The organism is Pseudoflavonifractor sp. HNCC25GI2 (genome assembly GCF_058136395.1).
This window is the reverse complement of the sequence record NZ_JBYUOW010000004.1, coordinates 49,064-72,688: the sequence shown is the minus strand read 5'-3', so window position 1 is coordinate 72,688 and position 23,625 is coordinate 49,064. Positions and strand designations below refer to the sequence as shown.

The following is a 23,625-nucleotide window of genomic DNA, read 5'->3' as shown; positions in this document are numbered from 1 at the left end:
TTACCCCTTTCTGCGTCTATGTAAAGAACTTGCCGGGCGGGCATGAGTACCATATCCTCGGCCCGCCCGGCCGTCTATTGCCCGAGAGGAGTTGTTTCGTATGAAAAAGGACAGCTTTCTAGGAAAGCTGATCTTCGGCTACGACAAGCTGGAGGAGTACGTCCTCTGTGCCAGTCTGGTATTTACTACTTTAGTGGTTTTTGCCCAAGTGATTATGCGCTCCATATTCAATAGTTCCCTGACTTGGAGCGAAGAGTTGACCCGCTACATCTTTATCTGGCAAATCTGGCTGGGCGTCAGCATTGCCCAGCGCGACAAGGCCCATATCAAGGTTGAATTGTTCAATAGCTTTGTAAAAAACGAAAAAGTTCGTGCGGTGGTGGATATATTCGCTACTCTGATCTTGATCGCTTTCAATATTTTCCTGGTAGCCAAGGGTTCTGAGTTGGTCCAGCAGATGATCCAGCGCGGCAACGTCTCCGGTGCCATGCGGCTGCCTATGTATTACGTGTACGCTGCACTTCCCGTCTCCTCCTTCATCCTCACGCTGCGTCTTCTGGGCCAGCTGGTGGAGGACTGCAAGAAGATGGCCGGAAAAAGCGGGGAGGTTGGATAAATGGAAACTATTGTACTGTTTGCCAGCTTTTTTATTCTGCTGTTTTTAACCGTTCCCATCGGTTACTCCATTGGCATCGCCACTCTTATCGCCATTGTCACCTGTGGTGACGGCACCATTCCTCTTCTGATGATCACCCAGAAAGCCATCACCGGCTGCGATTCCTTCCCCCTGATGGCCGTTCCCTTCTTCATGCTGGCCGGCAACCTGATGAGCGGCGGCGGTATCGCCAAGCGTATGCTTGACTTCTTTGATACCTTCATGGGCTTCATCACCGGCGGCCTGAGCATGGTGACTACCATCACTTGTATGTTCTTCGCCGCCATCTCCGGCTCCGCTATCGCTACCACCTCTGCCGTCGGTTCCTTCATGATCCCCGCGATGAAGGATAAGGGCTATGACGAGGGCTTCAGCGCTTCTATCTGCGCTGCTGCCGGCACCATCGGTGTTATCATCCCCCCCAGCGTGCCCTTTGTCATCTACGGCGTGGCCACTGGCACCTCCATCACCGACCTCTTTAAGGCCGGCGTGGTTCCCGGAATCGCCATGGGCGTGGCTCTGATGATCGTCTGCTACATCATGAGCAAGAAGTACGGCTTCAAAGGTGAAAGCAAGAAGTTCAGCTTCAAGGCCGTGCTGCACAGCTTCTGGCACGCCATCTGGGCCCTGCTCTCTCCCGTGATCATCTTGGGCGGCATCTATTCCGGCTACTTCACCCCCACCGAAGCCGCTGTTATCAGCGTGGTCTATTCCTTCATCGTAGGCCGCTTCGTCTACCGTGAGTTGGACAATAAGAGTGCTTATAAGGCTCTGCGCGACACCATCGTGGTCAACGGTTCCACCACCTTCATGGTAGGTCTGTCCTCCGCCTTTGCCGCTTACCTGAGCCTGACCGGTATCCCCCGCACCCTGGCCAACACCATGCTGGGCATTACCGACAATAAGTACATCCTGCTCATCCTCATCAACATCTTCCTGCTGATTGTCGGCTGCCTGGTGGACAACATCCCCGCCACTATCATTCTGGCTCCTATCCTGCTGCCTGTGGTAGAGGCCCTGGGTATGAGCCCCATTACCTTCGGTATCATGCTGACCATGAACCTGGCCATCGGCTTCTGCACACCGCCTTACGGCATCGACCTGTTTGTGGCCTCCGCCATTTCCGGCGTGTCCATTGGCAAGATGATGAAGTTCATGCTGTGGTTCATCTTAGCCCTGCTGGTTGTGTTGATGCTGGTCACCTATTGGCCCGCCTTCACCCTGTTCCTGCTGACCTAAGTGGACGTCTTGGAGCTGGTTATTCGTAATTTATGAATTGTTTTTCCCTCTCTTTTGTGGTATAATTAAATTACGTTCTCCACTATTTAAAACTAATTTAAAACTGGAGGCACGCCCCGGAAAGGCGGACGTGCCTCCAGTTTTACTGAACCTATCAGAAATGGAGTGAACACAGCCGCCATGCTCAGAACCCGTTCTACTCGCGAAAGTCTATCTCAACAAGCTTATAATCAAATTAAGGATGCGCTGTGTGAAGGGAAAATCGTCGCTGGCGATATTCTCAGTGAAAATCAGTTGGCTCAGGAACTAGGAATGAGCCGTACACCGGTCCGTGAGGCTCTGCGTGCTCTGGCCAGCGAAAATTGGCTGGAGATTAAAAACGGTGTAGGCGCATACGTAAAGCCCCTCTCCTCCAAGGACATTGAAGATTTATATGAGATCCGCTGTCTTTTGGAGGTCCAGGCTGCTAAAACAGCGGTTTACTCCATCTCCGACCAGGAAATTGATGACCTGGCTCGTCGTTTTCAGGAACTGCTTAAGAATTACGCCGATGGAAAGCTGCCCAGCCCCCAGTACTTCTCTCAGTTGGACTGGGAACTCCATGAATTGATCGTGGAGCACTGCACCAACAATTATTTAAAAGTTATCATGCGTAACAACAACTCTAACATCAAGCGCTATCAGCTGCTCTCCTTTGAAGCGCGCAACGACATCAAGGACAGTACACTGCAGCATCTGAACATTCTCTCTCTGCTTCGTCAACGCGACATTCCCGCTCTAACCAAGGCTCTAACCGAACATTTTAATTGGGCTGCCAATTTCTTAAAAAATACCACCTGAGTGGGATCTTCTCTTTTCGTGCGGAATCACTTTTTATCGCCTTATTCTCTTTAAACGGAGCCTTTTCTCCGGAACGTAAGACTCCGTTTAAGGGAATACCATCACTTTTTCTTCGTCTTTTTGCCTTTTTTCTCATTTTCCTCTTCCATTTCTGCAAAATACAAAAAATTAAATTTTTTTCAAAAAACCACTTGCTTTTTCCTTTTCCATATGCTATTATGTTATAGCTGTCTGAGATACGGAACAGCAAAAACAAAATACTTCCGGGTGTGGCGAAGTTTGGTATCGCGCTTGAATGGGGTTCAAGAGGCCGCTGGTTCGAATCCAGTCACTCGGACCAAAAATCCGCAGTCCATTGAAATACAATGGGTTGCGGATTTTTCTCATTCTCTTTTCACTCTTAATTCGCTGGATAACGCGCTTGATTTTCAAAGTAATTTGAAACAATCAAGCGCGTTCATTTTTTCAAAGAGCCCAAGAAAGCAGAACAGGCCGCAGTCTCCTCTGTCCCCCAGGCTGGAATTCCGGCTCTCAGCTCAAACGCATGAAACATAAGTGAAACGGGTACAGATGAAAAGCACAAATGGATCCTTAAAATCGCAGTATACTATGCAGCCAGCATATTGTTTTTCATTCTAAAACGTATAAAATGGTAAAGGTACCTGCAAACCGAACAATTCAGAGATATGGGGCCATGCACAGGCGGATTCATCCGTCTTTCTGAAAATTGGGGAATTTAGGGATTCTTCGAAATCTCAGCCGTCTCTTTCTCTGCACAAAATTTCCCCGAAATATCAGCAATTACAGTAAAGCGCGAAATAGGGCGGAGCGGCTCCATGGCTGCAAGGTACATCAAAACAAAGGGAACACCCCAGATTGTCAAGCACACCTTTGCGGAGGTTGTCCGTGAGAAATAAAAGATGAGAGATTCTTTTTTAGGGAGGAATGTATTGTGAATGAAGAATTTGCAAAAGGGAAATTGGCTGCATACCGCACAAGATTCACTGATACTTCTTTTTTCGCGGCAAAACTGAATACCCTTATTCTCAATTAGACGATGAAATCAGAATTATTCAACCAGCCACACCATTTGTCCAAGGTCAAGCAAGAGCAAAAGTTGGCGATAAAGAGATTACGATATATTTTAATTTGACCGAGCGCGAGCGTTTTGCTTCCGTGATGGAGTATGCTAATGAAAAAATCAGAGGTGCTAAAAACAAAGCAGTAAACTACAAATATTGTCTGCAGGCTCATACTGGTACAAAGTTGGAGGTATACGATGATTACGTCATCCTCTACTATGTCCCCACTCGTGGTTTTATGGGAAATATTCTGCGGGGAGGCACTACTGGTGGAAAACGACTTTCCTTTGCCGATATTACATCAATCCAATTTATGGAACCAGTAGCTGCTACCTATGGTTTCATTCAATTTACGTATCCCGGAAGCGGAGAAGGAAAAGCCGGTGTTGTTCAAGCAGTAGATGATGAAAACTCCATTCCAATTAGTAAAACAAATCTTGAATTAGCCCGTGAAATTGTAGAGTATATCGAACAAACAAGACGGAAAATCAAAGCTGGTGCAACCACGGTTGCAAGTCAACCTTCCGCCGCCGATGAACTAAAAAAGTTTAAAGAACTGCTGGACATGGGCGCTATCACACAAGAAGAATTTGACGCAAAGAAAAAGCAGCTTCTGGGGCTGTAACTTCTGCATCATCAGATAGGGCGGGTGCAATCCCGCCCTTGTCCTTTTAATGTCAATAGGCTATGCTTAAATGACACATTAAAGCATGGCAGCTGCTCCGTCTCTGTGCGCCCATCCTTTCACATCTACTTCCGTCGCAGTATCTTTCCCACACACGTAAAAAGCCCGCGGCATCCAATGGATGCCGCGGGCTTTTTCTCTTCAGGATTCTGGTACCGTTTTGGCTTACTGGGCGTTCAGCTTGTCCAGGCCCAGACGGAGCCGCCGCAGCGTCTCCTCCCGGCCCAGGATGTGGCAGATCTCCACGGCGCCGCCGGGAGTGACCGCCTTGCCTGCCGCCGCGATGCGAACCGGCCACATAAGGGTGGCGTTCTTGACCTCCAGCTTCTCTGCCAGGGCCACCAGACCGTCATGAATCTGCTCGGTGGTCCAGGCCTCCATCCCCTCCAGCATGGGGATGGCCGCCTCCAGCATCCGTTTGGACACCTCGGGGTTAGCCTTGGATTTCTTGTTGGTAAAGAGCTCCACATCATACTCAGGCAGGCTCTGGAAGAAGTCCACCTTCTCGGGGATGTCCGTCAGCTTCTCGCACCGGGCCTGGAGCAGCCCCGCAATCTCTTCCACAGAGATCTGGGGATTCTGGACACTCTGGCGGATATAGGGCTCCGCCACCTTGGCAAAGTCCTCCGGCGCCATGGCCCGCAGATAGAGGGCATTGAAGTGGGTCAGCTTCTCAATGTCAAAGATGGCAGGGGACTTGGACATACCGGCTAGGTCAAAGGCACGGGCCAGCTCTTCTAGGGAGAAAACCTCCTGCTCCGCCAGCTCGCCCCGGGGCGACCAGCCCAGCAGGGCCACATAGTTCAAAATGGCCTCGGTGAGGAAGCCCTGGGCCTTCAGATCCTCATAGGAGGGATCCCCGTGGCGCTTGGACATCTTGTTCTGAGCGTCCCGCATCACCGGGGAGCAGTGGACGTAGGTGGGCACTTCCCAGCCGAAGGCCTGATAAAGGAGGTTATACTTGGGGGCGGAGGAGAGATACTCGCTGCCCCGGACCACGTGGGTAATGCCCATCAGATGGTCGTCCACCACGTTGGCAAAGTTATAAGTGGGCAGTCCGTCCCGCTTCATCAGCACCTGGTCATCCAGGGTGTCGTTCTCCACGGTAATATCTCCGAAAATGGCGTCATGGAAGGTGGTGGTACCGCCGTGGGGAATCTTCTGGCGGATGACATAGGGCTCTCCGGCGTCCACCCGGGCCTGGGCCTCCTCCAGGGACAGGCTGCGGCAGGGATCGTCCCCCCGGTCAAACTCTCCGGACTCCTCCTCCGACTCCGTCTTCTCGCAGAAGCAGTAGTAGGCATGTCCCTTTTCCACCAGCAGACGGGCGTACTTTCCATAGGTGTCCCGGCGCTGAGACTGGATATAGGGCGCGACAGGGCCGCCCACATCCGGTCCCTCATCATGGTCCAGATGACATTCCGTCAGAGTACGATAGATCACCTCGGTGGCACCCTTTACCTCACGCACCTGGTCGGTATCCTCGATACGCAGGATAAAGGTCCCACCCGCGTTGCGGGCAATGAGCCAGGTATACAGGGCCGTACGCAGGTTGCCTACGTGCATATAGCCCGTGGGAGACGGAGCAAACCGGGTCCGCACCTTCCCCTTGGGAATCTTGGCCTCCATCTCCTCGAAATACTTCATGTCCAATGTCATTCTGTTCCCTCCGTTATCCCTGCGGCAGGTCAATTTCCTCCGCAGGTGTCGTTCGCAGTGCTTATTATATTGAATTTCCCCTTATTTGGCAAGAGGTACTCCCCTCCGTGCCCTTCCTTTCATGGAACTTTAATCTTTCTCCCGTTGATTTTTTCCCGGAAATAGGATATGCTGACTAGTATCCTGGGCGCATCTTACTCGCCCGACTACAGAAATGAAGGAGAATTATTTTGAACCCGAACACGCCAAACAAACGCGGCCATCTGCCTAAGGGCCGCCTGGGCCGCACACTTCTCAGCATTGTCATCACGGCCGTGATAGGTTTCCTCTACTTCTATGTCTCCCTTCCCGCGCTGAATCTGCAGGCCGGCGAATTTTACAGCTTTCTCGCCCTCCTGTGCATTGTCTATACGCTCAGCATTTTCCTGCTCTCCGGCAGCAGCTCCGACAACGTAGTCCGCACCCCCAAGGAAAAGGCCCGGGAATGGATGCGCTTTGTAAAGAGCCGCTGCCTCCCCGTGGGCATTCTGTTTGTCGCCGTTATCGTAGTGGCGCTGGTGGGTCAGATTATCTCCCTGCCCATCTTCCGCGCGGGCTCCTACCGGGATCTGCTGACGGTGGAGGACGGTAACTTTTCCGAAGAGATCACTCAGATTTCTTTCGACAAGATCCCCACGCTGGACCGGGACAGCGCCGAGTACCTGGGTGACCGCCAGATGGGTACCCTCAGCGACATGGTCAGCCAGTTTGAGTACTCCAACGACTCCACTCAGATCAATTACCAGGGCCGCCCCGTACGGGTCGCCCCCATTGATTACGCCGACCTCATCAAGTGGTTCACCAACCGGGGCGAGGGTCTGCCTGCCTACGTGGTGGTGGACATGGTCACCCAGGAGGCCAACGTGGTACGGCTGCAGGAGGGCATGAAGTACTCCTTCTCTGAGCCCCTCAACCGGAACATCATGCGCCACCTGCGCTTCCAGTACCCCACCTATATGTTCGATACTCCCCAGTTTGAAATCAACGAGGAGGGCCGTCCCTACTGGATTGCTCCCCGGGTCGTCAAGACCATCGGCCTGTTCGGCGGCCGGGACATCCAGGGCGCCGTGCTGGTGGACGCCATCACCGGAGAAAGCACCTACTACGACATCTCCGATGTGCCCTCCTGGGTGGACAACGTATACACTCCCTCCCTCATCATGGAGCAGTACGACTACCACGGCACTCTGGTCAACGGCTTCCTCAACTCCATTCTGGGCCAGCGGGATGTGACCGTGACCACCGACGGCTATAACTACATCGCCCTCAACGACGATGTGTACGTCTATACCGGCGTCACCTCCGCCAACGCCGACCAGTCTAACCTGGGCTTCCTGCTCTCCAACCAGCGCACCAAGGAGACCAAGTTCTACGCCGCCCCCGGCGCCACCGAGTACGCCGCCATGGGCTCGGCCCAGGGCGAAGTGCAGGATTTGGGCTACACCGCCACCTTTCCCCTGCTGCTGAACATCGCCGGGGAGCCCACCTACTTCATTCCTCTGAAGGACGCCACCAACCTGGTCAAGAGCTACGCCATGGTAAACGTGGCCCAGTACCAGGTGGTCACCGTGGCCTCCACGGTCTCCCAGTGTGAGCAGGAATATATCCGCCAGCTCGCTGACAAGGGTATTACGGAGACTGAGGAGCTGCCTCAGACAGAGGCCAAGGGTACCGTGGCGGAAATCCGCACCGCTGTACTGGACGGAAACACCTACTACTTCATCCGTCTGGAGGGAGAGGAGATCTTCTACTCCATCTCCGCTGCCAAGGACCGCGAGGTGGTCACGCTGAACGTGGGCGACCGCGTCACGGTGGAGCACGCCGTTGCCGCCGAGGGCAGCACGTCCTCCATTCTGGACGGCTACTCCCTCACGGTGGAAGGCCGGGCTTCCCAGGCCACAGCGTCCCAGACCGAGGGCAATTCTGTCTCCGACACGGTGGCGACGCCTCAGGAAGCGGAAGGCTGAACGCATTATAGAACAAAAAATCCGCCCATCCTTGTGGATGGGCGGATTTTTCAGCCTTCCGTCTTCCAGCCGGCGCACAGCGCCAGCTTGTCTTTCCGGGACAGCCGCTTGATCTGGCTCTCCCGGCGCAGGGCGGCGGACTTGTCCGGCTGCTCCTCCTGATAGGCCAGCTCCAGCGGCCCTCTCCCTCTGGTATATTTGGCCCCCTTGCCCGCCCGGTGGGCGGCCAGCCTGCGGTCCACATCATCGGTGATACCGGTATACAGCGTGTTGTCCCCGCAGCGCAGAATATAGACATACCAGGTCATGCTTCCGGACCTCCCCCCTGCTTTCTCCTCAGTATAGCGCACCGGAGGCAGGCTGGCAAGGCGGCATCTCCATGGAATCCGTTTGAAACCCTCCGGCATTTGTGTTATTCTATCAGCAAATCAGGATGCGGGCGGCCCATTGATTACCCCGTCGCAACACGCCCGCACAAGGAGGAATGGGCATGGATTCCATTGACTACACCGCCTTTCTGGGGCAGGGGCCCGACCTGTGCTCCATGAACCGCCAGGAGCTGGAAGAGTACCTGGACACCGTCCGGGGCTGGATTGACCGGCTGGACGAGGAGGAGCCGGAGGACATGGAGAGTGAAGCGTACGAGGCCTGGGGCGACCGCCATGAGGCGCTGGAGGATCTGGCCGACGACATTCAGGACCGATTGGAGGAGCTGTGATGGAGCCTTCCTTCTGTAAGCTGGAAATCTTTCTTCCCCAATCCCATTTGGAGCCTCTGCGGGCGGCCCTCCAGCGTGTGGATGCGGGGCATATCGGCCGCTATGACAGCTGCCTGTCCTTCAGCCCGGTCACCAGCTGCTGGCGTCCTCTGGAGGGTGCCGCTCCCTACCTGGGGCAGGTGGGCGAGGTATGCACCCAGCCAGAGCTGAAGGTAGAGGTCACCTGCCGCACCGTGCAGCTGGATGAGACCCTCGCCGCCGTCAAGGCGGTACACCCCTATGAGGAGCCGGTGATCAACGTCATCCCCCTGTACCGTACGGGACTGTAAGCGGCGCGGATTGCTGTTTTGACGCGGTCCCGCTCCGGTTTCACACCCAAAATCACAATCTGCTGCAAGCCTTCCCACACGGCGGGAGGGCTTGCTTTTTTCTTTTCCCTCTTGACAATATCGATATTCGAGATTATACTCAAATCAGAAATATCGATATTCGAGATTAAGGAGGTGCGTGCTGTGCCCCGGGCAAAATTTCAGACGCTGACCGAGCAGATGTTTTACATTCTTCTGTGCCTGAGCCAGGAGTGCTGCGGCATCGACATCATGGATCAGGTGCCCGCTATGACGGGAGGCCGGGTCCGGGTGGGCTCCGGCACCCTATACAACCTGTTGGAACAGTTTGTGCAGGCGGAGATGATCCGGGAAACCAGGGCGGAGGGTCGAAAGCGCAGCTACATTCTTACGGAGAAGGGGCGTGAGACCCTGGAGGAGGAGTACCGACGCCTGTGCACGCAGACCGCCGACTACCGCCGGATATTTGGAGAGGAGGCTCCCCAATGAAAGACAGCAAGCGCGATTTCATTCCCTTTTCCCTCTATGACCGCACCGGCATGGCCGCTCTTCTGGAAAAACGGGCGGCCCAGGGCTGGCTGCTGGACCGGGTATCTCCCTGGGGCTGGCACTACCGCCGGATTGACCCCAAAAGGCTCCACTTTGCCGTCACCTACTACCCCAAAAACTCCCAGTATGCCCCGGAGCCCTCAGAGGAGCAGCTCACCTTTCAGGACTTCTGCGCCCACACCGGCTGGGAGCTGGCCGCCGCCTTCGGTCCCCACCAGTTCTACTACAACAAGGAGGAGGACCCCGTCCCCATTCAGACGGATCCGGAAATTGAGCTGGCTCAAATTGGAAAGGCCTTCCGGCGGGCGCTGCCTATCTACATTGTCTTCCTACTGCTGGGCCTCTATATGGGGTGCTCCTGGCTGTGGTCCCTGGTAAACCGGCCCATCGATCTGTTGTCCAGTGCCGGGAACCTATTTACCGGTGTTTGCTGGCTGCTCCTGTTTGTCTACTTCACCGCCGACCTCATCACCTACCTGCTCTGGCGGCGGAAGGCCAAAGCGGCAGCCCAGCTGGGGGAATTTGTCCCCACTCACGGCTGTCACCGGGTGATGCAGGTGGGAATGGTTCTGATGCTGCTGGCTCTTGCAGGCTGGCTGCTTACCGACCGGACCCCGGTACTGTGGTATATCCTGGTCCCCTTTGTACTGGTTATGGTGCTGCTGTATGTGGTGGCAGACCGCACCAAGGAGCTGCTCAAGCGGCGGAAGGCCCCGGCGGGGCTCAACCTCTCTGTGACCTGGGCGCTCACCCTGGTGCTCTCCTTCCTCCTCATGGGAGCCGTCATGTACGGCATGGTCCGAGGGGTGCGCAGTGGGGCCTTTTCCCTGGACGACGGCCCGCCGCCGGTCACGCTCTCCCAGCTCACTTCCATCCCCGCAAAGGACTGCGAGGTAACCTCCAGCGTCTCCCGCTCCGCTCTGGGCTCCCGTGCCCAGTACTGGATGCACACCCAGCCCGCCACGGAGGATTACAGCTCCCTGACCTACACCGTGGTGGACGTGCATCTGTCCTGGCTCTATGACGCCTGTCTCAACCAGCTGCTCCACGAGAAGGACGATCTGGGCGTCTTTGACGAGGACGTGGAGCCGGCCTCCCGCTATGGCTACCGTGCCGCTGACCCCGCTCCCTGGGGGGCAGAGGAGGCTTGGCAGCTATATAGCCCCGAGGGACGGGCGCTGGAGAACTACATCCTCGGCTGGGATAACCGGCTGGTGGTCTTTGAGCCCAACCTGGACGGTCTGACGGCGGAGCAGATGGCCCTGGTCGGGGAACTGCTGACACCGGCATAAACATTGTCTTTTCCACCAAATTTCGTTATAATAGCGGAAAGGGGCGCGGGATTTTGCCCGCGCCCCTTGTTCGTTTCCTTCACCGTATCTGACAGGAGGCTTTTATGGGAATTGTAAAGCGCTTTTCCGACGGCTCCTATCTGGAATTTGCCCAGGGAAACTTTGATGAGTGGTGCGTCTATGTCACTACTCCGAAGGGACTGCGCCGCCCGCCCCTGGACCGGAATTATTTCTCCTTTCTCAAACGGCTGGCGGAGCAGTTCGGTCCCCAGCGGGTCTATAACGACTTTGTCCGGGTTTATGAAAAAACGGAAAAGCATGTGGACGAGAAGGTCTTTTCTCTCATTGCCCACATCGCCTCCGGCTATCCCGGCTGGGAACTGCGGGTGGAGCAGGTATTCTCCATCCTCTACCTGACCATGATTGCAGAGGAGAACAAGGCGTTTACCCGTCTGGGACGGCGCATCAAGCGTCTGGGCGTCTACGGCCTGCTGCTGGAAGATATGTCGGTGGAACATGCCGCTGACTTTACCCGGGGCATGCGCTGGCAGGACATCGCAGCCATGTGCAGCGAGCGTGGATTTTAGGCTCCCTGCTCCTCCCCGCCCGGCCGGGGCACCCACAAAATGGGTGTTCCCTCCACGGCCGGAGCCAGGGTACACTGGGGGAAGGGAAACTCCACCCGGTCGCCGTACAGGCAGTAATCCCCTGCAGGCAGATATGTTCTCAATTTTTTCTGCCAATCAGAATCCCAAAAGCACCCACCGGCCCTTTGCAGCTGCTCACCCTGCTCTGTGAGCTGACGGCAGAGGGCCGTTTTCCAGCCCCATTTCCGTGGCAGCACCTCCCGAAGCAGCAGCGGTGCCCCCTCCTTCACCTTCCACACATCCCCCCAGCATACCCGGCACACCCCGTCGGCGCCCCGCTCCTCCCGTGCCTGCATCTTCAGACCCAGGCAGTTTTCCTCCTGCACCGTCACCTCGCCCTCCAGCCCGCACCGCCAGGGCGCAAACGGCCTTGCCTGCTCCCGGCAGGCCGCCAGCTGCAGGCAAGCCTCGCAGTAGACCTCCCGGCGCCAGCGCTTCCGCCAGCGGTCCGCCAGCGCCTCATAGCCCCGGCTCAGCCGCCTGGCCCCTGACCGGCCTCCCTCCACCTGAGGCCACCGGAGCTGATATTCCAGCACCGTCTCTCCGTCCAGGGCCAGCGTTTTCTTCTCTTCCAGCCAAACGACCTCCCACGCGCCCCTTTCTCCCATCTCAACGCCCCCTTGTTTCGTTTTTCCAGCCTATGCCGCTGTTTTCCAGGGGGTGCCGGGCTCCTCCAGCCCCTCCAAATTCCTACTAAATTCCTTAATTTTTTATGACTTTGTTCTTTTCCTGTTTACTTTCACATTTTAGCCTGCTAAAATAAGGAAAACGGGGCCGCTGCGCCACCCCAAATATGGAAGGAGTTTACTATGTCTAAATTTCTGGATAAGCCGTCCAGCGATACCCTGTATCGCGCCATCATGTCCCTGAAAAGCGAGGATGAGTGCCGCAAGTTTCTTCAGGATTTATGTACGGTTTCAGAGCTGAAGGCCATGGAGCAGCGTATGGAGGTGGCCATGCTGTTGGATGACGGGCTGATTTACAGCGAGATTCTGGAGCGCACCGGCGCTTCCAGCGCGACCATCAGCCGTGTCAACCGCTGCCTTCATTATGGCTCTGACGGCTATCGCACCATCATCCCCCGCCTGAAGGAGGGCGAACGGTGAGCAGTTACGGCTTTCTGGCTGGCTGCTATGACGAGCTGACCTATGACGTGGATTACTCCGCCTGGGCAGACTATGTGGAAAAGCACTTTGCCCGCCGGGGCCTGCCCGGCCGGACGGTGCTGGATCTGGCCTGTGGAACCGGCTCCCTCACCTGGGAGCTGGCCAGACGGGGCTATGAGATGATCGGCGTGGACCGCTCCCCTGAAATGCTGGCTCAGGCTGCGGAAAAGGACGGGACCGATGTCCCCATCCCTCCCATGTTCCTGTGTCAGAGCATGGAGCAGCTGGATCTGTACGGCACCATTGACGCCTGCGTCTGCTGTTTGGACAGCGTCAACTATGTCACCGACCCCCAAAAGCTGCGCCGTGCCTTCCAGCGGGTCCACCTGTTCCTCATGCCCGGCGGATTGTTCCTCTTTGATATCAACACCCCGGAAAAGCTGAAGGGACTGGACGGACAGGTCTTTTTGGACGAGACGGAGGACAGCTACTGTGTCTGGCGGGCGGAGTACTCTAACCGCAGCCATCTGTGCTCCTATTTCATGGATATTTTCCGTCTGGACCCCCAGTCCGGTCAGTGGGATCGGGGCGAGGAGCTGCACCAGGAGCGGGCCTATACCACGGAGGAATTGACTGAATTTCTGCATCAGGCCGGCTTTAGCCAGGTGCAGGTCTATGGAAATCTAAAACTGCGCCCCCCGCACCCCGGGGAGGAGCGGGTCTTTTTTGTTGCACGAAAGGATTCTTAACCCTATGCAGGATGAAATTGTCAGAGCGATAACTCAGGACGGCCTTGTAAAGGCTGTCGCCATTACGGGAACCGCCCTGGTGGAGCGGGCCCGTCAGATTCACACCACCCTCCCCAACGCCACTGCGGCCCTGGGCCGCGCCCTTCTGGGCGCCTCCATGATGGGAGACATGCTGAAGGAGGAAAAGGGCGCCCTCACCCTCCAGATCAAGGGCGGCGGCCCTCTGGGCACAGTGCTGTCCGTGTCCGACTATGAGGGCAACGTACGGGGCTATGTCCAGAATCCCCATGTGGAGCTCATGGAAAAGCACCCCGGCAAGCTGGACGTAGGCAAAGCCGTGGGCACCAGCGGAACCCTCACGGTCATCAAGGACATCGGCCTCAAGGAACCCTATGTAGGGTCCATCGGCCTGTTCTCCGGGGAAATTGCCGACGATCTGGCCATGTACTTTGTGGAGAGTGAGCAGATTCCCACCGCCTGCGCTTTGGGCGTACTCATCGGCACGGACCAGAGCGTCACCGTGGCCGGCGGCTACCTCATTCAGCTGCTGCCCGGCGCAGGCGAGGACGTCATCTCCCGCATTGAGGCCGGAGTACAGCGTGTGGGCTCGGTAAGCCACGTGCTGGAGGGCGGCACCGACGGCGAGGGGCTGCTGCGGGCCGTGCTGGAGGGCTTTGAACTGGAGATCCTGGAAAAGCACCCGGTGGAGTACCGTTGCTACTGCTCCCGGGATCGGGTGACCCGCGCCCTCATCAGCATGGGCCGGGAGGAGCTGTCCTCTCTCATCGCCGAGCAGGGGCAGGCCGATCTGACCTGCCAGTTCTGCGACAAGGTCTATCACTATACAAAAGAGGAACTGGAGGAGCTGCTGGCGGGCATGGGCCAGGCGTAAGCTCTTCCATCTAGGCAAGAAAAAACCGGGAGGCCTGTCGGCCTCCCGGTTTCCTTTTTCTCTTTACCGCTCGCTGTTGGTCAGAGCCTCCAGCACAGAGTAGCGCTCCATTTCAAACTGCTTGGTCATGGCCAGCGCCGCCTCCATGTCCAGATCCACAATCCGGCCATCCTGGGTGGCAATGATACGATTGCCCCGGCCCTCCAGCAGGGAAAGAACTGCCTCATAGCCCATGCGGCTGGCCGTCTCCCGGTCCCGCGCTGTGGGGGAGCCGCCGCGCTGGATATGGCCCAGCACGGTGACACGGGGATCAATGCCGGTCTCCTCCTGGATTTGCTTGGCAATATCGAAGGCGCTGCCCGCACCCTCGGCCACCACCACCATGTAGTGGGTGGTACCCGCCAGACGAGCCCGGCGGATTTTCTCCACCACGTCCTCCTCAAAGTTCACGGGGCGCTCGGGGATGAGAACGGCGGTAGCACCCACCGCAATGCCCACATACAGGGCCAGATAGCCGGCGTGCCGGCCCATGACCTCCACCACGGAGCAGCGCTCGTGGGACTGCATGGTGTCACGCAGCTTATCGATGCACTCCACGGCCGTATTGCAGGCGGTATCAAAGCCAATGGTATAATGGGAACAGCCGATGTCGTTGTCGATGGTGGCAGGGATGCCCACTACCTCCAGCTTGTGGCCGCTCTCCGCCACCTGCCGGGACAGGGCCAGCGCCCCGCGGAAGGTACCGTCGCCGCCGATGGCCACAATTCCGTCCAGGCCCAGCAGCTTACAGGTAGCAATGGCCTTCTCCCGGCCCTCCGGCTGCATGAACTCTGCGCTGCGGGCTGTATAGAGGATGGTTCCTCCCTTATTGATAATATGGCTGACGCTGGAGCTGTTCATGGGAATGAAGTCGCTGTTAATCAGTCCACTCCAGCCTCTGCGAATGCCGACGCACTCAATTCCCCGGCTTACCGCCGTACGGACCACAGCACGCACCGCTGCGTTCATGCCGGGCGCATCGCCGCCGCTGGTCAGGACTCCGATCCGCTTTACCTGACTTTCCATGGTTGGAACCCTCCTTATTTTCTCCTGAGCCCTGTTGGGCTCTTCTGTGAGAAGCTTTGTCGATTCATTATGTCACTGGAAAAAAGGAATGTCAAGAAATCCTGTGGCGCTGAAAAAAAGACAGTTTATTTTTGCCAGAGAGCCAAAAATAAAGTCAGAAAAAATTTATGGGAAAATTTTTTATTTTCCTGTTGACAACACCCCCAGGGTTTAGTATAATAACGAAGCCGTCGCGAGAGCAGACAGCTTTGTTCGGGAGCATAGCTCAGCTGGTAGAGCACATGCCTTACAAGCATGGGGTCACAGGTTCGAGCCCTGTTGTTCCCACCACTTCCCCCATGACTACCTGGCTCGGTAGTTCAGTTGGTTAGAACGCCGGCCTGTCACGCCGGAGGTCGAGGGTTCAAGTCCCTTCCGAGTCGCCATTTGCCTCTGTAGCTCAGTTGGTAGAGCAGAGGACTGAAAATCCTCGTGTCGTTGGTTCGATTCCGACCGGAGGCACCATCCCCCGCAAGGGAAACCTTGCGGGGGACCCCTAAAAAATGCGAGTGTAGCTCATCTGGTAGAGCGCCACCTTGCCAAGGTGGAGGTAGCGAGTTCGAGCCTCGTCACTCGCTCCATTTTTTATCCGGGACTTGCGTCCCGTTTTACGGTGCCATAGCCAAGTGGTAAGGCAGAGCTCTGCAAAAGCTCCACTCCCCAGTTCAAATCTGGGTGGCACCTCCAAAAAAAGAAGCACCTGCTTTGCAGGTGCTTCTTTTTTAGTTCAAGGAGGTCTCTATGGACGCAATCACCCAATATCTCCAACTGGCCGCCCAACGGCCCGAATTGTTTCGGCCCTCGGAGCAGATTCCCCTCTGCCTGGATGAGAACACCCTCCGAAGCTTTTCCAGCTCCACCGGCGCCCCGCTGGGCGTTGTATACGACAACTCCCCCTACTACCTGGTGGTGGCCGACCTGTGTGTGCGCAGCGACGGAGCACTCTATCCCTACGCCCGGGTCATCTACCCCTACCGGGACAGCAACGGCGTGGTGGTGATTCCCTGCCGTGACGGGCGGTTTGGGCTGCTGTCCATCTTCCGCCATCCCCCCAGGAAGGAGAGCGGCGGAGAATTTCCCCGCGGCTTCGCCGAGGACCTGTCTCCCGCGGAAAACGGGGTAAAGGAGCTCCGGGAGGAGCTGGGGGTACAGCTCTCCCCTGACCAGCTGGAATATTTGGGCGAAGTCCAGCCCGACAGCGGTCTGAGCGCCGGAATGGTGCAGGTATTCTGCGCCCACATCGGCGAGACCGCCATTCCGGCCGACAATGGAGAAGGCATCCACGGGATCCGCTGGGTCACCCCCCAGGAAATGGCTCAGGAGATAGCCGACGGCACCATTACGGACGGCATCACCCTGGCCGCCTACCTGAAGTATCTGTGCCGCAATGCTTAATCGCGCCGTTCCTTCCACCACGCGCGCAGGAGGACCGCGCCGTCCCGCACCGCCACGCCAAACTGCTTGAAGCTGTCCCAGATATCCAGTAGGCCGAACCGCTGGGAGATCTGGGAGCCCAGAACGCCAAACACGACAATGGTGACCAGAGGAAGGATGTATGGGTTCAGCACCTGCTGCCCCAGAGACACGAACCACTCCTCAATGGCATCCAGCACCAGAGAGACAGCGGTAAACAGTGCAATATACATGGCCGCGCTGCGTATCTGAACAAAGAGGCTGGACGCCACACAGAACGGCCAGCTCATTCTCTTCCTCCCGGCCCCGGGCACAGAGCTTGTCCCATCGCGGTTGGGCACATGCTGAACCAGACGCGCTGCGGTGTCCCATTTGGGCAGTTCCTTTTCTGCGGGAAGCCGGGCCGGCTCAGTGCTGTCCGGCTTGAGAAATTGATGGATGCCCCGCTGTCCCGCTTCCCAGTAGGGCGGCAGGCGCCGGAGGAAATCCGGCCAAAACGCCGTCTCATTTCCATAGCTGCGGGTCAGCCCCTGGATACTGGCCGCTATGGTATAGTTGTAGCACAAGTCCACAATGGCCTCCGCCATACTCAGGGACGTCCGGTCCTGCCCCGCAGCCTCCGCACACCGAAACGCTGCATGCCAATCGCTGCGGTCGTTGAGCTGCCCCGCCGCCTGCACCGACGGCCAGAGGCTCTCCAGCCGCTCCGCTCCCTGCCGAAGCAGCTCCCACAGCGGAAATCCCTGGGGCGGCTGCTCCGTCTGGCAGCGCTTCATCACCCATCTCAGATATTCCTTCATGGCGGGATGGGGGCCCAGATCGGGAGGATTATAGGCCAGCGGCTCCCGACTCAGCCGAAGAATCAGTTCCACGTAGGCTTTGGCAAAGTCCAGCCGCTCCTTTTGACGGGTTGTATCTTCCGTCCCCTCCGCGCCGGACAGCTCGTCCAGAATGGACGGGTCGCTGTATTTCAGGGCATACCGGATGACCGAAAGAGCACGCTTATCGTTTGCGCGGAAGGGAAGGGCGGAAAACAGGAAGCGCTCGTCCGTGGAATTGAGGCAGCGTTCCACCGCATTCTGAACATAATGGGATCCGCTGCGTACAATACGCTGCGGCGAATAGGTGGGCAGAACCTCGTCCTCCTTCAGCACGCCCTCCTGAAACAGCTCGTCATAGGCCTGGCGGCAGTCCGTCAGCGTCCGTGTGAGGCGCTCCACATCCACCGCCTTGCTGTAACTGCCGGGAGCAAACCGGGAATATTTCATTACACCCTGTGCAAACAGCGATAACATCTGTGGGTAGAAGTCTGCCGTCCGCACCGCACTCAGGAAACTCTCTGAGTCCGTCAGCTGATTGAAGGAGAGCACTACCCGGTTCCCCTTCAGCGCGATCTCCCGGAACAGGGCCTGTTGGCCCAGCAAAATCTCCTGGGGTGAATTTCGCACGGAATCCAGTTCAAACAGATAGACCAGCTCGTTCATCGTTCTGCCTCCCTGTATAAGGCTCCTGTTTATCATACCATATCTGGCCGCAGTTGCAACGGACAGCTTGGAATAGCGGCCCTAAATCTGTCGCTCATCTATGAGAAATTTAACACCGCATGAATCCATTGCACAGGAAAGCGAGGCGCCCGCTGTTTGCGGGCGCCTCGCTGAATCTGTTTCTAAAGAAACCATCTGGCTCTTACAAGCCTGGTTTCTCCAGTCATATGGTGTTTTCAGGTCCGCAGGGCTCCATCGTCTGCATTATAAAGGCTGTGCATCCGATCCTGCCGCCACCCATAGCAGCGGCGCGCCGGATCCAGCATAATTTCCGCATTTCCTCCCGGTACCAGCCACACCAGCAGCCGGCAGAGGGGACGGCCGCACCGGCATAGCGTGAGCCGGTAGCCCCCCGCAGGCAGGAAGGCAAACACCGCCTCTCTGTTTCCGCACAGCATGCGTTCCCAGCCTCTGCATCCCCCCTGCTCTTCCAGCAAAAGTGAATCCACCGGGCCGGCATCCCGTACCCATACCCGGAGCGCACACCGGGAATATCCGGGAAACAGGCACAGGCTGCAGTCCGCCTCGCCGCCCGGGCAAAGGCAGAAGCATTGTGAGACAGCCGGGGTTCCCTTTACCGCTCCAGCTTGGCTTTGACCAGGTACTGGCCGCCGATCACCCCGCCGAACAGATATTTTCCCTCCGCATTGGTCTTGGTGGTGGCAATCAGTGTCTCCACAGAGGTCTCCCCCACCCGGGTGACCTGGTAAAGGCCCACAAAACATCCGGCCACCGCCGCGCCGCTGGCATTGCGGATGACGCCGCTGACCGTCCCGTTATAGGTGCGGGCATCTACCTCCATGGTCATTGTTACGTTGGCAATGGAACCCTTCAGAATGGTAACAGCGGTAGGGGCGGAAGCGAGATAGCCGTCGGCCGCCGCCATCAATTTATAGGCCCCGTCGGCAACGTCATAGAAGACAAACTCGCCGTCATCGGCCGTGTAGGTGGAGGCCACTACAGTGCCGGTAAGGTCCAGCAGGGTAATCTTGGCCCCCGCCAGCGGCTTGGTCCCCTGCAGGGTAACTGCACTCAGCACACCGGCGATGGTACCCAGCGACAGCGTCGCGTCTGCGGTACACACCAGAGGCACCTCGGCGCTGCTGCCCTCCGTAAGGGTTACGCCCACCGCGCTGCTCATGGGATAGCCGGGCAGCACTGCGCCTACGCTGTACGTCCCGGCTGGAACCGCACTGAAGGTATAAGCGCCGCTGGCATCGGTCAGCGTATGCTGGTAGGGAACGCCCAGGCTGTCAAACAGTTTTACCGTGGCATTGGGCAGAGGAAGGGTACCGTCCGTGACGGTGCCATAGACCGAGGCTGTGGGCGGTACCGCGGGAGTCAGGCTCAGGTTGATGTCGGCCTCCTCCATGCCCTTCAGTTCAAAACTGGTGCTGTAATTCAGACTGAGCAGATCCTGCTTGATATCAGCCATAAGGTGATCCTCCTGTTATTCCTTTGGGTTTATGGGTTAATTGGAATTTTGGGTGGGACATCCAATGAGGAAGCCCACACAGCCGGACACGAAGTCCCTGAACTGCACCACAGCAGCGGTCCCGCCCTCGGGCACGCCCCGCCACTGGAGCAGCAGCAGCGTCAAAAGGCAGAACAATCCAATGACCGTGGCGGTTACGATCTGAAGCCGGTTCTCCGGCGTTTGGCTATTCTCCTCCTGGATCACGCCTGGCCCGGTTCGCTCCAGATCCCCGCCGCTCTCTTCTGCCGGAGCCTGGAATCCGATTTGTGCCACCGGCCCCTCCCGGGTTGCCGCTGTCTGCACCTCGTTTGCTCGACCTCCCGCCGTTTTGGATGCGGAGGCCGAGGCACAGCGATTAAAATTGGCACTGAGAATATAGCCGAAGACTGCAGCGGAGGAGGTCCGCACGATTATATTGATGCTGTCGCTCTCTGCTCCCGGCTGTCCCGGGAAAAACAGGCTGGCAGCCGATTGTATCATCAGCACGGCCATAAACAAAAGCAGGCACCGATCCACCAGATGGATACGCCCTGCCGCTCGTTTTCTGGCGGTACAAAGCTTAGTCGTCCACAATGCCGCTCTTTCTCCTTCCCTCGGCCGGCTTGGTGCTCCGCCCAAAGGCAAAGCGGATGCGCAACCGGGCCGGTTCGCGTTCCGCACCCGTGTTCACTCTATGCCTGTGCCGCCGGGGAGGTTCTTAGGTCCTCTCCCGCTCATGCAGTCAGACGCCGGTGCCTTTGCAGAACCGTCCCCGCTCCGGCATTCCTCCCGGCCTCTGTCCCCGATTTCTCCTGTACCGCTTCCCTTTCTTTTCTTTTCGTGAATATTCCTAAATTATTTTTAAAAAAATTCGTTTTCTTCTGTCATTCCTGTGAAGAACAACCATTGACTTTTTCGCTTTATTCTCTTAGAATAAACGCATGTATTTTCTTGAGTGCTTGCAAAGAGAAGGGATTTGTCATGAAACAGTTCTCCTGTTTCCGTACACAGCCTAATATGCAGCAAAATCCCTCTGCCGCCCAGCGTGAGCAGGGTCGGTTCTCTTGCGCGCATTTTGCCTCTTCCTGCGCCAGCCTGACTTTCATTTCCATGGACACCATTCTGATGGTGTCCATTTTTGTCATTCTGGCCATTATTATTGAAGTACAGAACGTAGTCCTGTGCCTGGTCCTGCTAACCGTGATTTTAACCATTCTGGCTATTCTGGCGGCGGGCGCAGCGTTCTATCCTCGCATTCCAAACGAACAACCGTAATTGGGGTTTATCTCGATACAAAAGCGGCTTCGTTCTTTGGAATCGGAGCCGCTTTTTTGTATAAGTACATGTAAAGGAGCAATTCAGAATGAAAAAGAAGTTACTCTCTCTTGCCCTGGCTCTGGCTATGGCTCTGAGCCTGGCTGCCTGCGGCAACGGCAGCAGTTCCGGCGACAGCACCAGCGGCAGCGGCAGCCAGACTGCCTCCGACGGCAGCATCACCATCAAGATCGGCGGCATCGGCCCCCTCACCGGCAGCAACGCCACCTACGGCCTGGCCACCTACTACGGCGCCCAGATCGCTGTGGACGAGATCAACGCCCTGGACAGCAACATCAAGCTGGAGTACCGCTTTGAGGATGACACCGGCGTCAACGAGACTGCCGTCTCCGCTTACAGCACCCTGAAGGACTGGGATGTGGACGTCATCTACGGCTGCACCACCACCGGTCCCTGTGTGGCCGTGGCCGCTGAGACCTTCGCCGACCGCTACTTCCAGATCACTCCCTCCGCCTCCTCCCCCGACGTCACCGACAGCAAGGACAACGTCTTCCAGATGTGCTTCACCGACCCCAACCAGGGCGTGACCGCTGCCAACTACGTGAAGGACAACAACCTGGCCACCAAAGTGGGCGTCATCTACAACAACGGCGACTCCTACTCCACTGGCATCGCTCAGGGCTTCATCGAGGAGGCCAAGGCTCTGGGTCTGGAGGTCGTGGCTGAGGAGACCTTCCCCGCCGACACCAACACCGACTTCAACGTTCAGCTCAATGCCTGCAAGAACGGCGGCGCCGAGCTGGTGTTCATGCCCATCTACTACGGCCCTGCTTCCCTGGTGCTGGCTCAGGCCAACCAGATGGGCTATGACCCCATCTTCTTCGGCGGCGACGGCATGGACGGCATCCTCACCGGCATCGAGGGCTTCGACGCCTCCCTGGCTGAGGGCCTGATGCTCATGACCCCCTTCAACGCCGCTTCCGAGGACGAGCGCACCGCCGCCTTCGTGGAGAAGTACCAGGCTGATTACAAGGACATCCCCAACCAGTTTGCCGCCGACGGCTACGACTGCGTCTACGCCATTTACAACGCCCTGCAGAAGATCGACAACCTCTCCGAGATTGCCTCCATGGACTATGCTGAGCGCCATGAGGCCCTGTGCGACGCCCTCATCAGCGTCTTCACCTCCTCCGACTTCAGCGTGGACGGCCTGACCGGCTCTGCCATGACCTGGCAGACCAACGGCGAAGTTTCCAAGGACCCCATGGTTGTGGTCATTGAGAACGGCGCCTACGTCACCCGGTAATTTTCGTTTATCCCGCCCGCCGAAGGGGCTGCCGGTTCCATCCGGCGCCCCACCGGCTTCGGCGGAAAAACCCACAGCCGCGGATGCGGGCTTTTCCGCCGAAGCTGACCCCCGGTCCCCGGCAGACCGGACCATTCCAAACGAGAGAAAGAAGTGGGAAAAAATTATGACCTTTCTCAGTCATCTGATCACCGGCCTGAGCCTGGGCAGCATCTACGCTATCATCGCCCTGGGCTACACTATGGTCTATGGCATTGCAAAGATGCTGAACTTCGCCCACGGTGACATCATCATGGTAGGCGCTTATGTCTGCTTCTTTGCGGTCACCAGCTACCAGCTCCCCGCGATTCTGGCGGTACCCCTGGCCATGGTTGTGTGTACCATCCTGGGTATTGTCATTGAGCGGCTGGCTTACAAGCCCCTGCGTCAGGCCCCGTCCCTGGCGGTTTTGATTACCGCCATCGGCGTAAGCTACTTCCTGCAGAACAGCGCCCAGATTCTCTGGAGCGCCTCCCCCAAGTCCTTCCCCAATCTGTTTGTCTTTGGCGGGAAGAACAGCCTGAGCCTGTTCGGCGGACAGCTGAACATCACCTATGTGGCCATTGCCACCGTGCTGGCCTGCGTTGTCATCATGCTGGCCCTGACCTGGTTCACCCGGAACACCAAGATGGGCAAAGCCATGCGGGCCTGCTCTGAGGACAAGGCCGCCGCTCAGCTCATGGGCATCAACGTGAATTTCACCATCTCCATGACCTTCGCCATCGGCTCCGCCCTGGCGGCGGTGGCGGGCGTGCTGATGTGCTCCGCTTACTCCTACCTGCTGCCCACCACCGGTTCCCTGCCCGGCATCAAGGCCTTCACCGCCGCCGTGTTCGGCGGCATCGGCTCCATCCCGGGTGCCTTCCTGGGCGGCGTGCTGCTGGGCCTCATTGAGACCTTCACCAAGGCTTACATCTCCACCGACCTGTCTGACGCGGTGGTCTTCGCCGTGCTGATTGTGGTGCTGCTGGTCAAGCCCGCCGGGCTGCTGGGCCGGTACGTGCCCGAGAAAGTGTGAGGTG

General features: G+C 57.3%; 25 protein-coding genes and 6 tRNA genes. 23 read left to right on the top strand and 8 right to left on the bottom strand.

The features are described from left to right. Positions 1-100: 100 nt before the first annotated feature. From AC3YUO_RS06955 to AC3YUO_RS06935, 5 genes are all read left to right on the top strand, one after another. Positions 101-616, top strand: a complete 516-nt coding sequence (locus AC3YUO_RS06955) for a TRAP transporter small permease (protein ID WP_489962307.1) — start codon at positions 101-103, stop codon at positions 614-616. After that, positions 617-1,894, top strand: a complete 1,278-nt coding sequence (locus tag AC3YUO_RS06950) for a TRAP transporter large permease (RefSeq protein ID WP_489962306.1) — start codon at positions 617-619, stop codon at positions 1,892-1,894. A gap of 180 nt (positions 1,895-2,074) precedes the next feature. Then, the gene (locus AC3YUO_RS06945) at positions 2,075-2,734 is read left to right on the top strand and encodes a GntR family transcriptional regulator (protein WP_489962305.1); all 660 of its coding nucleotides are present in this window, start codon (positions 2,075-2,077) and stop codon (positions 2,732-2,734) included. Positions 2,735-2,997: 263 nt separating this feature from the next. After that, positions 2,998-3,074 (top strand) — tRNA-Pro (locus tag AC3YUO_RS06940). Between the two features lie 809 nt (positions 3,075-3,883). Then, complete coding sequence (locus tag AC3YUO_RS06935) at positions 3,884-4,441, top strand: SHOCT domain-containing protein (RefSeq protein WP_489962304.1); 558 nt, start codon at positions 3,884-3,886, stop codon at positions 4,439-4,441. A gap of 225 nt (positions 4,442-4,666) precedes the next feature. On the opposite strand, the gene gltX is transcribed toward AC3YUO_RS06935, so the two are convergent. After that, complete coding sequence (gene gltX / locus AC3YUO_RS06930; protein ID WP_489962303.1) at positions 4,667-6,160, bottom strand: glutamate--tRNA ligase; 1,494 nt, start codon at positions 6,158-6,160, stop codon at positions 4,667-4,669. A gap of 230 nt (positions 6,161-6,390) precedes the next feature. Between gltX and AC3YUO_RS06925 the strand changes: the two genes are divergently transcribed. Continuing rightward, a complete protein-coding gene (locus AC3YUO_RS06925) occupies positions 6,391-8,166 on the top strand; it encodes a CvpA family protein (protein ID WP_489962302.1) in 1,776 nt (591 codons plus the stop codon). A gap of 50 nt (positions 8,167-8,216) precedes the next feature. Here AC3YUO_RS06925 and AC3YUO_RS06920 read toward each other — a convergent pair whose 3' ends face one another. After that, on the bottom strand, positions 8,217-8,474 hold the full coding sequence (locus tag AC3YUO_RS06920) for a GIY-YIG nuclease family protein (RefSeq protein ID WP_489962301.1): 258 nt from the start codon (positions 8,472-8,474) through the stop codon (positions 8,217-8,219). A gap of 182 nt (positions 8,475-8,656) precedes the next feature. On the opposite strand from AC3YUO_RS06920, the gene AC3YUO_RS06915 reads away from it, so the two are divergent. From AC3YUO_RS06915 to AC3YUO_RS06895, 5 genes are all read left to right on the top strand, one after another. Next, positions 8,657-8,884 (top strand): hypothetical protein, encoded by a 228-nt coding sequence (locus AC3YUO_RS06915; protein WP_489962300.1) that lies wholly within the window; start codon positions 8,657-8,659, stop codon positions 8,882-8,884. Beyond that, complete coding sequence (locus tag AC3YUO_RS06910; protein ID WP_489962299.1) at positions 8,884-9,213, top strand: cytochrome C biogenesis protein; 330 nt, start codon at positions 8,884-8,886, stop codon at positions 9,211-9,213. The genes AC3YUO_RS06915 and AC3YUO_RS06910 overlap by 1 nt, the downstream gene beginning before the upstream one ends. A gap of 183 nt (positions 9,214-9,396) precedes the next feature. After that, a complete protein-coding gene (locus tag AC3YUO_RS06905; protein ID WP_489962298.1) occupies positions 9,397-9,720 on the top strand; it encodes a PadR family transcriptional regulator in 324 nt (107 codons plus the stop codon). Beyond that, on the top strand, positions 9,717-11,072 hold the full coding sequence (locus AC3YUO_RS06900; protein ID WP_489962297.1) for a DUF2812 domain-containing protein: 1,356 nt from the start codon (positions 9,717-9,719) through the stop codon (positions 11,070-11,072). The genes AC3YUO_RS06905 and AC3YUO_RS06900 overlap by 4 nt, the downstream gene beginning before the upstream one ends. 104 nt (positions 11,073-11,176) lie before the next feature. Continuing rightward, positions 11,177-11,659 (top strand): DUF7004 family protein, encoded by a 483-nt coding sequence (locus AC3YUO_RS06895; RefSeq protein ID WP_489962296.1) that lies wholly within the window; start codon positions 11,177-11,179, stop codon positions 11,657-11,659. On the opposite strand, the gene AC3YUO_RS06890 is transcribed toward AC3YUO_RS06895, so the two are convergent. Next, positions 11,656-12,327, bottom strand: a complete 672-nt coding sequence (locus AC3YUO_RS06890; RefSeq protein WP_489962295.1) for a hypothetical protein — start codon at positions 12,325-12,327, stop codon at positions 11,656-11,658. The two genes, AC3YUO_RS06895 and AC3YUO_RS06890, sit on opposite strands and share 4 nt — an antisense overlap. A gap of 201 nt (positions 12,328-12,528) precedes the next feature. Between AC3YUO_RS06890 and AC3YUO_RS06885 the strand changes: the two genes are divergently transcribed. From AC3YUO_RS06885 to hslO, 3 genes are read left to right on the top strand one after another with little or no spacing between them, the layout of a single operon-like run. Further along, positions 12,529-12,825, top strand: a complete 297-nt coding sequence (locus tag AC3YUO_RS06885; RefSeq protein WP_489962294.1) for a YerC/YecD family TrpR-related protein — start codon at positions 12,529-12,531, stop codon at positions 12,823-12,825. After that, a complete protein-coding gene (locus AC3YUO_RS06880) occupies positions 12,822-13,574 on the top strand; it encodes a class I SAM-dependent DNA methyltransferase (RefSeq protein WP_489962293.1) in 753 nt (250 codons plus the stop codon). The genes AC3YUO_RS06885 and AC3YUO_RS06880 overlap by 4 nt, the downstream gene beginning before the upstream one ends. A gap of 4 nt (positions 13,575-13,578) precedes the next feature. Then, complete coding sequence (gene hslO / locus AC3YUO_RS06875) at positions 13,579-14,466, top strand: Hsp33 family molecular chaperone HslO (RefSeq protein ID WP_489962292.1); 888 nt, start codon at positions 13,579-13,581, stop codon at positions 14,464-14,466. Between the two features lie 63 nt (positions 14,467-14,529). Here the strand turns inward: hslO and pfkA are convergent, their stop codons facing one another. Continuing rightward, positions 14,530-15,531: a 6-phosphofructokinase gene (gene pfkA / locus AC3YUO_RS06870; RefSeq protein WP_489962291.1), complete on the bottom strand. Its 1,002-nt coding sequence runs from the start codon at positions 15,529-15,531 to the stop codon at positions 14,530-14,532. Between the two features lie 254 nt (positions 15,532-15,785). Here pfkA and AC3YUO_RS06865 point away from each other — a divergent pair. The 6 genes from AC3YUO_RS06865 to AC3YUO_RS06840 all read left to right on the top strand — a co-directional run bounded on the left by AC3YUO_RS06865 (position 15,786) and on the right by AC3YUO_RS06840 (position 16,965). After that, positions 15,786-15,861 (top strand) — tRNA-Val (locus AC3YUO_RS06865). A gap of 18 nt (positions 15,862-15,879) precedes the next feature. Continuing rightward, a tRNA-Asp gene (locus tag AC3YUO_RS06860) sits at positions 15,880-15,956 on the top strand. Positions 15,957-15,959: 3 nt separating this feature from the next. Beyond that, positions 15,960-16,035, top strand: a tRNA-Phe gene (locus AC3YUO_RS06855). Between the two features lie 40 nt (positions 16,036-16,075). Further along, positions 16,076-16,151: transfer RNA gene (locus tag AC3YUO_RS06850), tRNA-Gly, on the top strand. 31 nt (positions 16,152-16,182) lie between these two features. Further along, positions 16,183-16,257: transfer RNA gene (locus tag AC3YUO_RS06845), tRNA-Cys, on the top strand. Positions 16,258-16,311: 54 nt separating this feature from the next. Beyond that, a complete protein-coding gene (locus AC3YUO_RS06840; RefSeq protein ID WP_489962290.1) occupies positions 16,312-16,965 on the top strand; it encodes an NUDIX hydrolase in 654 nt (217 codons plus the stop codon). On the opposite strand, the gene AC3YUO_RS06835 is transcribed toward AC3YUO_RS06840, so the two are convergent. The 4 genes from AC3YUO_RS06835 to AC3YUO_RS06820 all read right to left on the bottom strand — a co-directional run bounded on the left by AC3YUO_RS06835 (position 16,962) and on the right by AC3YUO_RS06820 (position 20,577). Beyond that, on the bottom strand, positions 16,962-18,467 hold the full coding sequence (locus tag AC3YUO_RS06835; protein WP_489962289.1) for a hypothetical protein: 1,506 nt from the start codon (positions 18,465-18,467) through the stop codon (positions 16,962-16,964). The genes AC3YUO_RS06840 and AC3YUO_RS06835 overlap by 4 nt on opposite strands. A gap of 236 nt (positions 18,468-18,703) precedes the next feature. Then, entirely contained in the window at positions 18,704-18,925 is a 222-nt protein-coding gene (locus AC3YUO_RS06830) for a hypothetical protein (protein ID WP_489962288.1), read from the bottom strand. A 176-nt stretch (positions 18,926-19,101) separates the two neighbouring features. Then, positions 19,102-19,962: an MSCRAMM family protein gene (locus AC3YUO_RS06825; protein WP_489962287.1), complete on the bottom strand. Its 861-nt coding sequence runs from the start codon at positions 19,960-19,962 to the stop codon at positions 19,102-19,104. Positions 19,963-19,998: 36 nt separating this feature from the next. Beyond that, positions 19,999-20,577: a hypothetical protein gene (locus tag AC3YUO_RS06820; RefSeq protein ID WP_489962286.1), complete on the bottom strand. Its 579-nt coding sequence runs from the start codon at positions 20,575-20,577 to the stop codon at positions 19,999-20,001. A 387-nt stretch (positions 20,578-20,964) separates the two neighbouring features. Here AC3YUO_RS06820 and AC3YUO_RS06815 point away from each other — a divergent pair, with 387 nt between their 5' ends. The 3 genes from AC3YUO_RS06815 (at position 20,965) to AC3YUO_RS06805 (ending at position 23,621) form a co-directional block, all read left to right on the top strand. After that, positions 20,965-21,258, top strand: coding sequence for a hypothetical protein (locus AC3YUO_RS06815; RefSeq protein ID WP_489962285.1), 294 nt, complete (start codon positions 20,965-20,967; stop codon positions 21,256-21,258). Positions 21,259-21,346: 88 nt separating this feature from the next. Beyond that, the gene (locus tag AC3YUO_RS06810; protein ID WP_489962284.1) at positions 21,347-22,564 is read left to right on the top strand and encodes an ABC transporter substrate-binding protein; all 1,218 of its coding nucleotides are present in this window, start codon (positions 21,347-21,349) and stop codon (positions 22,562-22,564) included. A 166-nt stretch (positions 22,565-22,730) separates the two neighbouring features. Further along, entirely contained in the window at positions 22,731-23,621 is an 891-nt protein-coding gene (locus AC3YUO_RS06805; protein ID WP_489962283.1) for a branched-chain amino acid ABC transporter permease, read from the top strand. The last annotated feature ends 4 nt before the right edge of the window (positions 23,622-23,625 follow it).